Annotated in this window: 11 protein-coding genes; 6 read left to right on the top strand and 5 right to left on the bottom strand. The window is 61.6% G+C overall.

Annotated features, from left to right (window positions below; all coding sequences use genetic code 11):
* Positions 1-246 precede the first annotated feature (246 nt).
* The 4 genes from AC1DYC_RS27800 to AC1DYC_RS27785 are packed head-to-tail and all read left to right on the top strand — an operon-like array spanning position 247 to position 5,509.
* Complete coding sequence (locus AC1DYC_RS27800) at positions 247-1,806, top strand: ABC transporter substrate-binding protein (protein ID WP_477410903.1); 1,560 nt, start codon at positions 247-249, stop codon at positions 1,804-1,806.
* A 50-nt stretch (positions 1,807-1,856) separates the two neighbouring features.
* On the top strand, positions 1,857-3,659 hold the full coding sequence (locus AC1DYC_RS27795; protein ID WP_477410902.1) for an oligopeptide/dipeptide ABC transporter ATP-binding protein: 1,803 nt from the start codon (positions 1,857-1,859) through the stop codon (positions 3,657-3,659).
* Positions 3,656-4,519, top strand: a complete 864-nt coding sequence (locus tag AC1DYC_RS27790; RefSeq protein WP_477410901.1) for an ABC transporter permease — start codon at positions 3,656-3,658, stop codon at positions 4,517-4,519. The genes AC1DYC_RS27795 and AC1DYC_RS27790 overlap by 4 nt, the downstream gene beginning before the upstream one ends.
* A complete protein-coding gene (locus AC1DYC_RS27785; protein ID WP_477410900.1) occupies positions 4,520-5,509 on the top strand; it encodes an ABC transporter permease in 990 nt (329 codons plus the stop codon).
* On the opposite strand, the gene AC1DYC_RS27780 is transcribed toward AC1DYC_RS27785, so the two are convergent.
* The 4 genes from AC1DYC_RS27780 to AC1DYC_RS27765 all read right to left on the bottom strand — a co-directional run bounded on the left by AC1DYC_RS27780 (position 5,499) and on the right by AC1DYC_RS27765 (position 9,791).
* On the bottom strand, positions 5,499-7,358 hold the full coding sequence (locus AC1DYC_RS27780) for a PAS domain-containing sensor histidine kinase (protein WP_477410899.1): 1,860 nt from the start codon (positions 7,356-7,358) through the stop codon (positions 5,499-5,501). The genes AC1DYC_RS27785 and AC1DYC_RS27780 overlap by 11 nt on opposite strands.
* 86 nt (positions 7,359-7,444) lie before the next feature.
* Positions 7,445-8,131, bottom strand: a complete 687-nt coding sequence (locus tag AC1DYC_RS27775; protein ID WP_477410898.1) for a response regulator transcription factor — start codon at positions 8,129-8,131, stop codon at positions 7,445-7,447.
* Between the two features lie 454 nt (positions 8,132-8,585).
* Positions 8,586-8,801, bottom strand: a complete 216-nt coding sequence (locus AC1DYC_RS27770) for a (2Fe-2S)-binding protein (protein WP_477410897.1) — start codon at positions 8,799-8,801, stop codon at positions 8,586-8,588.
* 60 nt (positions 8,802-8,861) lie between these two features.
* Positions 8,862-9,791, bottom strand: coding sequence for an MBL fold metallo-hydrolase (locus AC1DYC_RS27765; protein WP_477410896.1), 930 nt, complete (start codon positions 9,789-9,791; stop codon positions 8,862-8,864).
* A gap of 452 nt (positions 9,792-10,243) precedes the next feature.
* Between AC1DYC_RS27765 and AC1DYC_RS27760 the strand changes: the two genes are divergently transcribed.
* Together AC1DYC_RS27760 and AC1DYC_RS27755 are read left to right on the top strand one after the other, a co-directional pair.
* A complete protein-coding gene (locus AC1DYC_RS27760; protein WP_477411035.1) occupies positions 10,244-11,041 on the top strand; it encodes an alpha/beta fold hydrolase in 798 nt (265 codons plus the stop codon).
* 346 nt (positions 11,042-11,387) lie between these two features.
* Positions 11,388-11,534, top strand: a complete 147-nt coding sequence (locus AC1DYC_RS27755) for a hypothetical protein (RefSeq protein WP_477410895.1) — start codon at positions 11,388-11,390, stop codon at positions 11,532-11,534.
* Between the two features lie 178 nt (positions 11,535-11,712).
* Here the strand turns inward: AC1DYC_RS27755 and guaA are convergent, their stop codons facing one another.
* Positions 11,713-13,275 carry a glutamine-hydrolyzing GMP synthase gene (guaA, locus tag AC1DYC_RS27750; RefSeq protein WP_477410894.1) on the bottom strand — a complete coding sequence of 521 codons (1,563 nt, stop codon included), beginning with the start codon at positions 13,273-13,275 and terminating at the stop codon, positions 11,713-11,715.
* Between the last annotated feature and the right edge of the window lie 17 nt (positions 13,276-13,292).

The following is a 13,292-nucleotide window of genomic DNA, read 5'->3' as shown; positions in this document are numbered from 1 at the left end:
TATGCCTGAGCATAGGGTATCCTCTGCCCGAGTCTCATAGACTGCCAATGGTGGGCCGTCGTATGGTGCAACCAGGCAGCGTATTGTCTGACCGCCAGCGCCGCTGTCGAGCGACGAAGGAAAGCCTCGATGGCATCGGCGATGCTGAGTTGAACAAGGGCATAGACGCCCTCTTCGGCTAAGGATTTGAGTACATATGGCTTGCCGCAGTCCCTCGCCAAAAGACCAGGCCAACGGGGACAATTGATGCAGACGTCCTGCTCTCGCCCGGCCAGACAATCTTCCAAGCTCAGCTTTGGCCTGACTATGATGGGACTCGCGCTCGGTCTGCTGCTTTGGGTGGCGCCGGCGTTCGCTCAGGAGGTATTGCGCATTCCGTATGTGACCGATGTCGGCACTTTCGATCCGGACAACGGCTTTGAGACCGGCGCAATGAGCGCAATCAACAACGTCTACGAAGGCCTTGTCGAATACGAGCCGGGTTCGACCAGGATCGTTGGTTGGCTCGCCAGGAGTTGGGATATCTCGGACGACGGGCTGACTTACACATTCCACCTGGTCCAAGGCGTCAAGTTCCACGACGGCACGCCATTCAATGCGACAGCTGTCATAAAGTCGTTCGAAAGGCGCCGCGATCGTGGGCTGAGCCTGAGCTACTTCCTGGCCAACGTAAAGGACATGAGGGCGCCGGACGCTGCGACGGTCGTGCTCACACTGGGCCATCCTCAGCCTTCGCTCCTCGATGCTCTCTCCAGTCCGTGGGGGCCCAAGATCATCAGTCCCGTGGCGCTCGCTGAGCATGACAACGGCGACTTCGCGAAGACCTGGCTCAATGAGCACGCGGTCGGTACTGGTCCATTCAAACTGGCTGAATTCAAACGCGGTCAGCGCTATGTGCTCGAACGCAACGACGACTATAGGGGTGACAAACCGTTCTTCCGGCAGATCCAGATTTCGGTCGTGCCCGATATCAGCCAGCAGATACTTCAATTGCAGGCGGGTACGATCGATGCCGTGCCGATCAACTATCCGTTTGCGCAACTCACCAGCCTGCCGGGGGGGCTGGAGATCACCGCCGCCCCGAGCATGATACCGTACTATCTCTTCGTTAAGCCGAACTCGCCGCTAGACGACGCGGAGGTCCGCAAGGCCGTCTTGACAGCGATTAACCCGGCGCTGTGGATCAAAGACGCCTTTGGAGAATTCGCAAGTCTGTCAAGGTCGGTCTATCCGAATGTGATGCTCGACCCGAAGAATCCGATCCGGTTTCCCACCGATTTCGAGGCAGCGAAGGCCGCGATCGCCAAACATGGCGCGGTCAATTTGGTCATTGGCCTCCATAGCGCTGCCCCGAGCTACAGCCGCATCGCCGACCTGATGATAGCGCAACTGGCGTTGATCGGCGTAAAGGCAACGGCTTATGTGCTGCCTTCCGGCGCTGCTTACACCTTGAAAGACGACCCGAACCCTCCCGATTTGCTGCTCACGATCGCTGGCCCGGATGCCGCTCATCCGGAGAGCCAGGCAAGGGTGTTCTTCACAAAAGGCGGTCCCCTTAACTTTTTTGGCCGGGTCGTGCCGGAAGCCGATGCCATCGTGGATCAGGCCGGGAAGTTGACTGACGTCAAAGAACGCGACGCTCTCTACGAGAAAGCGGGGCAGATGTACTTCGATGCCGGCGTCGTGATCCCGCTTGTCGACGTCAACGATGTGGTTGTCCACGCGAAGGGTCTGAAGGACCTCGGACTCCGTCCCGTATACCCGCCTGGCAACATCGATTTCAGCACGGTTCGCTGGGTACACTGAACTCCGGCTGTCCGGTTCGTTCCGGAAAGCAGGTCAGGCTCGGACCGCAAATGATCAAGTTTTCGCACCGAATGTCCGAACCTGTGACCGAGTCCGTTCTCGCCGTCAAAGACCTCTCCGTCTTCCTCAGCCGCGAAGGCCGCCCTTCCCGCGTCCTCGATGGCATCAGTTTCGACATGTTTCCGGGCGAGATCATCGCGCTGGTCGGGGAAAGCGGCTCTGGCAAGACAAGCATCGGGCTGATGCTTCAGGGGCTCTTGCCGCGCGAATACCTGCCGCAGGTTGCAGGCTCGATCCGGCTTGCGGGGATCGAGCTTGTCGGCGCTGGAAGGCGCACCTGGCAGTTGGCCCGCCGCCAACTCGTCCGTGCCATCTCGCAAGATCCGATGGGGGCGCTCAACCCCACGATGACGATCCGCCGCCAGATGCGAGAATCCAATCGGGGGTCCGAGGGATTGATCGAAGACTGGCTCAGCCGAACCGGGCTGCCTGACCCGGATCGCATCGCCGATGCCCTTCCGCATCGCCTGTCGGGAGGGCAGCGTCAACGCGTGCTGATCGCCATGGCAATGATGGCAAGGCCGAAGGTGCTCATCGCCGATGAGCCGACCACCGCGCTCGATGTCACCATGCAGGCGCAGATCCTCGACCTGTTGCGCGATCTGGCCCGCGAGCAGGAGACGGCAATTCTGTTCGTCACGCACGATCTGGGTGTGGCGGCCTCACTGGCCGACCGCGTCCTCGTTCTCTACGCCGGACGCATCGTTGAAATGGGCCGCATACAGGACGTGGCCCGCAATGCCGCGCACCCCTATTCCGCTGGCCTGCTCGCTGCTCGATACGATCTGGACTCTGATCGACGGCGCCCGCTTCCCACGCTTCCCTCCGAGCGCACGCCCTCCATAAATACGGAGAACGCCTGCGCTTACGCGACACGTTGCCCGATCGCCCAGCCAGATTGCACGGCGATCCGCCCACCGCTGGCGCCTGCTTCCGTCCACGGTGGCGCGGTCGCCTGCCTTTACCAGGAACAAACCCCGTCTCTCTCAGCGCAGCGCGCTGGTGCGGAACAATGGCCGGCCCAGGCGATCCAGCAAACCGCCGCCTTGAGGTTGTCCAACGTCGGAAAAACATATCCGACAGGCCCCCGATCGTTTTGGGGACGTCGCCAGCCGCGGCCTGCTCTTAGGTCGGTCAACCTCTCGATCAAGCTTGGCGAGTGCGTGGCGCTGGTAGGCGAGAGTGGCGCGGGCAAGTCTACCCTTCTGAGGATTGCCGCCGGGCTCGTAGTACCGGACAGCGGCACCGTTACGCGATTCGACAAGCTTCCTCCGCAAGTCGTGTTCCAAGACCCCGTGGCGGCGCTGACGCCCTGGCTCACGATAGGCGAGCAGATCGGCGAGCGCCTGCGGACCATTTCGCTCGACAGTGACTACGGCCGCCGTCGCGTCGGTGAGGCAATGAAGCTGGTCGGACTCGATCCGGTCCTGATGGACGCGCTGCCCGCCGAGATGTCGGTCGGACAATGCCAGCGTGCAGTTCTAGCTCGCGCGGTTATCGTCCCCCCAAGGCTTCTGCTCTGCGATGAGCCGATCAGCGCTATGGACGTGTCGCTGGCGGCCACCACATTGAACCTTCTTAGCGACCTTCGGCGGCGGCTCGGCATGGCGATGATGTTCGTGACCCACGACCTGGCGGCCGCCAGGATCGTCGCCGACCGTGTCGCAGTGCTGAAGGACGGCGAGTTGGTCGAGATTGCCGATCCAGATGCCATCATCGCCGCACCACAGTCCGCCTACACGCTTTCCCTCATCGCGGCTATGCCGGGCCTGCAGACGGGAGGCCTACGATGACCGGCAAGCCGAGCCGGGACACGCTGCCTGCGCGACCTCGGTTCAACTGGCGTGATTTCTTCCGGCGTGCCGGTTGGCTTGAAAGCGTCGGCATTGTCGGCGTGCCTGTCGTCACCCTTGTGGCCGTGCTGGCGCCCTGGATCACCCCGTTCGATCCACAACTGCGCGTCGCCGGAGCCTACCTGCCGCCTTCGGCCGAACATTGGTTCGGCACCGACGAGATAGGCCGCGACCTGTTCTCGCGGGTGATCCTCGGCGTTCGATATACATGGCTGCCAGGGCTTGCTGTTATCGGTTTCAGTCTCGCTTTGGGTTCCCTGGTCGGACTGATTTCGGGCCTGGTGGGCGACAGGGTCGATCTGGTCATCGAGCGGATCGTCGACTTGTTCTTGGTCCTTCCCGCAACGCTTATCGCGCTGGCTGTCGTGGCGGCGCTTGGTCCCGGACTCGTGAACACGATGATCGCGCTCGCTATTTTCTGGTGGCCCTGGTACGCGCGCATATCCCGTGATGAAATTCGTCGCCTCAAGGCCCGTCCTCATGTCGAGGCAGCGCGTATGGCAGGGGTCCGCGGTCCGCGCCTGGTGTTGCGTTACTTGTTGCCGGGAGTGGTCCCGGCGTTGGTCATCGGGGCGTCATTGGATGTCGCCAACATCATCATGACATTGTCGCTGATGTCGTTCCTTGGCCTTGGATTGCCGGCACCGGCGCCTGAACTCGGAGCTATGACGTCACGCACCCTCGACAGTCTCACCGTCTATTGGTGGCTGCCGATCCTGCCGGCCGCGATCATCTTTCTCCTCTGCCTCCTCGCCAACCTTGCGGGCGACGGCATTCGCGCGGCGCTGAGGGGGACCTAGATGCTGGCATATCTCACCAAAAGCATCGTCGGCGCTGTCGTCGTCGTCCTCGTGATGAGCTTCATCGTTTTCGGTCTCCAAAGCATTATACCCGCCGATCCAGCGCGCGCCATTGCCGGGCCGAGCGCTCCGCCACAAACGGTCGAAGCGATGCGCAAGCAGCTTGGACTGGACGACCCGGCTGTCGTTCAGTACGGGCGCTTTCTATTGCGCCTCGCGCATGCGGATCTGGGCACATCGGTAAGAACCCGGCGGCCAGTGGCTGACGACATACGGCAATATCTTCCCGCCACGCTTGAACTCGGACTGGCGTCAATCGGTTTGGGAGTGGCGCTCGCCGGCGTCATGGCGGCACTTCAGTTTCTGATTCCGAGATCAGCCGGCATAAGGCTCGCCATGGTCGGGGTGGGCTCCACGCCGATCTTTCTGTCGGCCTTACTTCTCGCCTACTTTTTCTGGTTCCGCCTCGATTGGCTTCCCGGAGCGGGGCGGCTTGCCGACCGCGACTTCGCAGGCCCCACGGGATTCAACCTCATTGATGGAATACTGGCCGGCCGGCCTGACGTCAGCGCCGACGCGCTGCTGCACTTGATCTTGCCGGCGCTCGCTCTGGCGTTGCCCATCGGCGTCGCTGTTGGGCGAAGCCTAAACGGTGCGCTCCACGACGTTATGAGTCAGGCGTATGTTAGGACAGCACGCGGCAAGGGTCTCAGCGAGACGAAGGTGCTATTGCACCACGGTTTGCGCAACGCCGCCACGGCCCCTCTGTCCATGCTCGGCCTGCAGGTCCGCCTTCTCTTCGGCAATTTGCTTATCGTCGAGCGCGTCTTCGGATGGCCTGGCTTGGGTCTTTACACAGTCCAAGCTTTTGCCAGCGCCGATCTCCCGGCAGTGCTGGGCGTCGCTATGGTCTTCGGAATCTTGTACATCATGGTCAACACGCTCATCGAGATCGGGCAGTCGATAGCCGATTCCCGGATCAGCCTCTGAAAGCGCCCACTCCGACGCCAACTGTCGTGGCGTTGGGTGTGTTGGCCAAGTTGGCAGCGCTGGTGGGGAGGCTGAAGCTGATCGATGCCCCACCTGTCTCTACATTTTCCGCCCAAAGCCGTCCGCAGTGTGCCTCGACAATCGAGCGGCAGATTGCCAGGCCCATTCCCATTCCATCCGGCTTGGTTGTGTAGAACGCCTCGAAAATCAGTTCCGGATTGCTAAGCCCGCGGCCGCGATCTCGCACTTCGACCTCGACTGTTCCGTCATTCTGTCGCCGTGACATGATCCGCAGGCTTCGCACGTCAGGAGCGACGTCCTGCATCGCTTCGATGCCATTGCGGACGAGGTTGAGGACGACCTGCTCCATCTGAACGCGATCGGCAGCCACCTCAGGAAGGTGGGGATCGAGGTGAAGGTCCAGCTTGGCGCTGCTCGACGCGAGCTTGTCACCCAGCAGATCACACACTTCGCGGATCACGGCGTTCAGATCGAGCGCGTGCGGTTCGGCTTCGGTCTTGCTGAACAGCGCCCGGATGCGGCTGATCACCTGTGCCGCCGCATCTGCGTTTTTGATGATTTTTTGGGCGACCCGGTTGGCGTGATCGAAGTTTGGCGGATCGGCGTCCAGCCATCTCTGGAACGCGCCGGCATTGGACACGACTGCCTGCAGTGGCTGGTTCAGCTCGTGCGCAACGGACACCGACAGTTCGGACAGGCTGGCTGCGCGCAGGGCGCGCGCGAGCCGTTCGTCCGCCAGACGCAGGGATTCCTGAGCGCGGACCTCATCGTCGATGTCGAAGTTGACGACGTACCAGCGAAGGATAGTGCCGTCTTCGTCGCGTAGCGGTTCGAAGCGCGAATCGATCCAACGATATTCGCCATCCTTGCGGCAAAGCCTACCTTTGTGCTGGAGTGGCTCTCCACGGGCAAAGGACTTCTGGAACACGGCCTTTACGGCCGCCCGGTCATCGGGGTGGAACAACTCCACATGCGAGGCGAATTGCCGCGTTCCGCGCGGTTCCATCTTGGTCGAGTCGATACCCGCCCAGTCGACGAACTGCTTGTTGAAATAGTACGGCAATCCCGCCGGCGTCATGAGCCAGATCATGGTGGGAACTGTGTCGACCAGGAGCCTGAGTTCCCTCTCGCTCTGGCCCAGCGCGGCTTCCGCCTTGCGCCGGTCGTCGATGTCCTCGGTATGGCCATGCCAGCCGATAATTCGCCCCTGCTCATCGCGCGAGGCAACAGCGGTATCGCGAAACCATCGATAGGTGCCATCGAACCGGCGCAAACGCTGCTCTTCGATCATCGGCTCGCCCGTCTCCAGGCTGTGGCGCCATTGCGCCATGCTCGTCTCGAGATCGTCGGGATGGACAAATCTCAGCCACCAGGAAAAGTCGTCGGCATCCAAGATCTCGCGCATTTCTTCGGCGGTGACGCCAACGTATTCGAGGGCCGCAGCATTGGGGAACCGAAGGCGTCCGTCCGGATTGGCGGACCAGCCGAGGCCCGGAATATCGGCGATACTAGGTCCAACTCCCTGGTAGTCAAAAAAGCTCATCCTTCTGAATATGTTCACCACCAGCCAAATGCCAAACGCGGCGGCAACAAACGCCGCCAACCTGACGGGGTCGTTCTCGGCCCCATATGCCGGCAGGACCACAGCAGAAAGCAGACTGCCGGCGGCAATTGCCGCCAATCCCATCTTCCATCCCACGCAGATGGATGCGACTGCAATGGCGACCAGCAGGCCGGTAGGCTCACCGGCAAACAATGAAAACAAGACTGTCGCAGCGCCGATCGCCACAGCCACGGCGCGGCGTTGTGTCATTGACGTCAGTTTCATTTCAGGCCCTCTCGAAACCGCCTATGCGGCGGTTTCGGCAACCACAGTCCGGCCGACCACTGCGCCTCGCTTTGCACATATCGTCCCTAGAGCGAGAGCCGCACCTCGAGTGGCGTCCGGCGCATCTCGGCTGGCAGAGACTGCCAAGCATTCAAGAGATGCGTAAGGGACCTGGCATTCATCTTCTTCATCATGTTGCTCCGATGGAGCTTCACGGTGATTTCGCTGATGCCAAGATCGAATGCGATCTGCTTGTTCATCGCCCCGGAGACTACAAACCTAAGCACCTCTCGCTCGCGGGGAGTGAGCGTCTCGTAAAGCGCCATGGTCTTGCGCGATACGGTCGCCGCAGCTCTGCGGGCAATATCGGCAGCGACGGCTACCGATATTGCGTCGAGGAAGGTCTGGTCGCGCACAGGTTTGGTCAGGAAGTCAACCGCTCCCGCTTTCATCGCCTGCACGCTCATGGCGATGTCGCCGTGGCCAGTCAGGAACACAACAGGCGTCTGTATGCCCTTTGTCAGAAGGAGATGGTGAAGATCGAGGCCGCTCAGACCCGGCATACGCACATCGAGAACCAGGCAAGCCGGGCGATCGGGAAGCTCTGCATCCAGGACTTCCTGGGTCGAAGAGAGCGATATCGACTCAATGCCGACCGAATTCAGCAACTCCTCCAGGGAGTCCCGGACCTCTGTGTCATCATCGACGAGAATCGCTATCGGGCTGCCTTCGCTTTCTGAAAATCCTCCAGATGCTGAATCTAGCGCGCCCATGATCCTCGCCTCAGGGAGATCTGCTGGCCGCACGTCGGCCACCACGTCAACCAATGACCTGCGCTTGATGCCTGCCGTTGGGAGCCGATCGAGCGATAGATAGTCCCGTACATGCCCCACCCAGGTCGCCGTCGGAACTTAGATAGCGGAATTAGGATCGGCAGCGCTACTACGCCAAGGTGCGATCGAGCAGAGAGGTTTCGATGCCCCACCTATACTTCGGTATGGGTCTGCATAACCCACGGAAAGCCACGCTGTGACCGGCGCCTGCGCCTGTGCCTGACCAGCCAACAGGAGGGCGATCCCCAAAACGAGCGGCCTGGCAATCAGCACAAACATCGCAGTGGGTTTCCGAGACGTCGTGCCGGGCGCGCCAGGTTCCTGACTCTAACCTCGCAAATCCTGATCAAAAAGTGCTCAGTGCTCCCGGAAGGTCTGGCCGGCCGCAGCCGAATCAGGATTGCGAGCACCGCGCGCAGCCTCTGCACGATGCAGACGGGTGGTGCCCGAGCACCTCGTCCATGACGCGGCGGATGGTGAGCGCGCAGCGGCCGCATTTGGGGCTGCAGCCGAGACGGCCGTAGACCTGGCCGGTCGAGTGCGTCCGCCCCGCCTTGATGGCGGAGCGGACATCCTGATCAGTCAACACATTGCACGAACAGACGATCATGGCGCTATGTTTCTCGACAGCGACGTCATCCAGGCTGGTTCGTTCTGGTCCAGCGAGCGTTCAGTAGTCCCAGACCGCCGGCACGCAACGAAAGGCCTCGCCGTCCACCGCCACATGGCAGAGAGACGGGAACGGCAGGTGAGTGGCCACCAGCGGCTCGCGGTTCGCAGCGAGCTCCCGCATAAGACTGACGCGGACGCGGGCCGCCTCCTCCGGGTCGTGTTCGAAGCCATTGTGCCAGTCGGGATGGTCGAACCCGACCTGGAATACGAGGTCCCCGGCGAACGTCAGCCGGTCGCCGCCGGACGCCAGGCGGACCACGCTGTGCCCGGGGGTGTGGCCGCCGGTGCGACGGACGACTACGCCTGGCGCCACCTCGTGCTCGTCCTCGAACGTGCGTAGCTGGCCGCGGTAATCCTGCACGAATCGCTTGGCAGCACGCCGAAGCGCGTCCGGGAACCCCTGTGGCATGGAGACGCGAGAGAAATCGGGGGACTCCCAGAATTTGACCTCGGCGGCTGCCACGTGGATCCGCAGGTCTGGACGCAGCCGCTCCTTCACTCCGTCGATGAGCAGCCCGCCAATGTGGTCCATGTGCATGTGGGTCAGCACCACGTCAGTCACCGATGCAAGATCGATGCCGGCGGCCTCCAGTCGATGAAGCAACTGCCCGGCTCGGGGCAAGTGCAAGTCCGGGTCCGCTCCTAGTCCAGCGTCGACCAGAATGGTCTGGGCGCCGCTGCGCACCACGGCCACGTTCAGCGGCCACTCGAGCATCTCCGGTGACAGGAACTCGTCCTCCAGCCAGGCTGACCGGACGGCCGGGTCGACATTGTATGCCATAGTCTGGGATGGAATTGGTAGTATTCCATCGCTGACAATCAACACGTCGATCTCGCCGACCTTGAGTGCGTAGCGCGACGGAACCAGCTCGTCAGGACCCGGTCGGCCGGCGTGTGAAATGTTGTCCATGCTTATGTTTGTGTTCATGTTCGTCTCCTTCTGATCGCCTTACCCACGGCCGTATCGGCCACCTCCGCCGTTGTCCCCGTGGATCGGCACATGCCTCCATGGACGGCCACCCGGCGTCTGCTGAGGAGATTGCGCCGCCGCGGCCTGCACGACCATCGAACGGAAGGGTCGGTCATGCCATGCAAAGGTCTAGGGCAGACCCTTCGCGAGCTTGGGTGACCCCGCGCAAACATCAGAAGTCGCGCTAACGGCGGCAGTGGGACTGCATGCCCGGCTATCTAGCGTAGACCGCGCTCGACAAATGATTGCAATCTGCTGCGCGCGCGATGGGGGCAAGGCTCATTGGCACGTCCAAGGCGCGCCTGTCAGGCCCAATCCAAAAGTATAGCCTATACCAACGTGCAATGGCACTTCGTTCTTTGAACGGGCATCTGTCTGGGCATCATAAGCAAATGATAAGGAGAGAAGTCATGATAAGGATTGCCATCTCAAAGCGTGGCATTCGGCGAGCAGGCATCGCGATGTTTGCAGCAGCCACGCTCCTCGCTGCCGCCGGCGGTTCGACACCGGCGCTGGCGCAGACTGCCCCGACGACAGTCGTTCTTGTCCATGGCGCATTCGCCGACGGCTCGTCCTGGGACAAGGTCATTCCACTGCTTCAGGCAAAGGGCCTGAACGTTGTCGCGGTTCAAAATCCGCTGACCTCGCTTGCCGACGACGTGGCCGCCACGCAGCGCGCCATCGCCCAGCAAAAAGGCCCTGTCGTTCTGGTCGGCCATTCCTGGGCAGGGACCGTTATTACCCAGGCCGGCAATGACGACCACGTCAAGGCGTTGGTCTATGTCGCCGCTTTCTCTCCTGGCGATGGGCAGTCGACGTCCGATCTCAACAAAAACTACCCGACCCCGCCCGGATTGGCGCACCCGCAGGTTGATGCCGCGGGCTTTCTGACGCTGTCGCACGACGATATCGCCAAATACTTCGCCCCGGATGTTCCGAAGGCGGAGTCCAATCTGATCGCGGTCACACAAGGCCCAGTGCGCGGTGCGAACTTCGACGAGAAGGTGACGACGGCGGCTTGGAAGTCGAAACCGAGCTGGGCAGTGGTCACCAAGAATGACCAGATGATCGATCCCAAGCTGCTTGCAGACAGCGCGAAGACCATGAACGCCCATGTCAAAACCATTGCGTCAAGCCATGTTCCGATGCTGTCACACCCAAAAGAAGTAGCCGCGGTCATTCTGGAAGCGGTCGAAGCCGCCAAATGACATATGGCAGCGCGGGCAGGTAGGGCGCTTCCTCCCGGCCAACAGGAACCTGCCGAGGCGTCAGGCAGATCGTCGCGATCATAGCGCGACCTGGCATTGCAGAACTGAAAGCGCAGCGGGCGCCTCGACACCCGCTGCGCTGACGTAACGTCGCGAAACCGAATTGTAAAAGCCAGACATCTGCGCGCGGGGTGTGGGCCGGCTCCAGCGCCGACACGCGCACATTGCGTTTCGCAATCAGGCGTCGAACCGATCCAAAAGTATGACCGATACCTTCGTGCAATAGCTGGTGACCGGCGCGCCGAAGCGACGATCGCCCGCAACTGAAATGTGCGAGGCATTCGTCATGAACCCGGACAAGATTCTTGCAACCATTGCCTTTCGTCGCCGCCATCTGATTGGCGCCACGGCGATGATTTTGGCGGCCGCAGAACTAGGGCTCATCGCGCCGGCTAAGCCTGTGCCCGCCGCGACGGATGCAGCACCTTATTGACTCTGACAGTACTCAGAAAAAATCGGGTGGGCAATATGCGGAAGGTCCGTCAGCGGTCCGTCAAAGCCAATCCTAGCGCACCGATTGTCGCTGATTGTCGCTGGAAGGATTTATATTTGTTTTCAGTACGTTACGTCGCAGATTGGCGTATTTTCGGCGGCGTTTGAGTGGGCCAGAATCATTCCCACTCGATCGTGCCCGGCGGCTTGGACGTCACGTCGTAGACCACCCGGTTGATGCCGCGGACCTCGTTGATGATACGGGTGGCGGCGGCGCCGAGGAAGGCCATGTCGTAGTGGTAGAAATCCGCCGTCATGCCGTCGACCGATGTCACGGCGCGCAGCGCGCAAACGAATTCGTAGGTGCGGCCGTCGCCCATCACACCAACGGTCTGCACCGGCAGAAGCACGGCGAAGGCCTGCCAGATGGCGTCGTAGAGGCCGGCCTTGCGGATCTCGTCGAGATAGATGGCGTCGGCCTCGCGCAGGATCTCCAGCTTTTCGCGCGTGATGCCGCCTGGGCAGCGGATCGCCAGGCCAGGGCCTGGGAAAGGATGGCGGCCAATGAAACTTTCGGGCAGGCCGAGCTCTTTGCCGAGCGCCCTCACCTCATCCTTGAACAGTTCGCGCAGCGGCTCGACCAGCTGCATGTTCATGCGCGCCGGCAGGCCGCCGACATTGTGGTGCGACTTGATGGTCACCGACGGTCCGCCGGTGAAGGAGACGCTTTCGATGACGTCGGGATAGAGCGTGCCTTGCGCCAGGAAATCGGCGCCGCCGAGCTTTTTCGCCTCTTCCTCGAACACTTCGATGAACAGCCGGCCGATGGTCTTGCGCTTCTTTTCGGGGTCCGACTCGCCTTCCAGCGCCGAGATGAATTTTTCCGACGCGTCGACCAGAATCAGCGGCAGATTGTAGTGCTGGCGGAACATCGCCACCACGCCCGCCGCCTCGTCCTTCCTCATCAGGCCATGGTCGACGAGGATGCAGGTCAACTGGTCGCCGACCGCCTCGTGGATCAAAAGTGCTGCGACCGAGGAATCCACGCCACCCGACAGTGCGCAGATCACCTTGCCCTTGCCGACCTGCTTGCGGATCGCCTCGACCGCGTGCTCGCGGTAGGCGCGCATCGTCCAGTCGCCTTCAATGCCGGCAATGTTGTGGACGAAGTTCCGGAGCAACCTGGCGCCATCAGGCGTATGCACCACTTCGGGGTGGAACATGATGCCGTACATCTTGCGCGCGATATTGCCGAAGATGGCGAAGGGCGAGCCTTCCGACTTGCCGAAGACCTCGAAACCCTTGGGCAGCGAGATGACGCGGTCGCCATGGCTCATCCACACCTGATGGCGCTGGCCTGGCGCCCACAGGCCTTCGAACAACGGACTGTCCTTTTCGATCTCGACGAAGGCGCGGCCGAATTCGCGATGGTCGGAGCTTTCGGCGACGCCGCCCATCTGCACGCACATGGCCATCTGGCCGTAGCAGATGCCGAGCACCGGCACGCCGGCATCGAAAACGATCTGCGGCGCGCGTGGGCTGCCGATATCCGTGGTCGAGGCGGGACCGCCCGACAGGATGACGGCTTTGGGATTGATGCGCTTGAAGGCAGCTTCGGCCGATTGGAACGGCACGATCTCGGAAAACACGCCGGCCTCGCGGATGCGGCGGGCGATGAGCTGCGTAAACTGGCTGCCGAAATCGACAATCAGGACTGTATCGGGATGATTGGCTGTCGTCATGGCGAGCCTTTAGAGAA

The sequence above is a fragment of the Mesorhizobium sp. P2_E7 genome (genome assembly GCF_056403855.1).
This window is presented reverse-complemented; position numbering and strand designations above follow the sequence as displayed.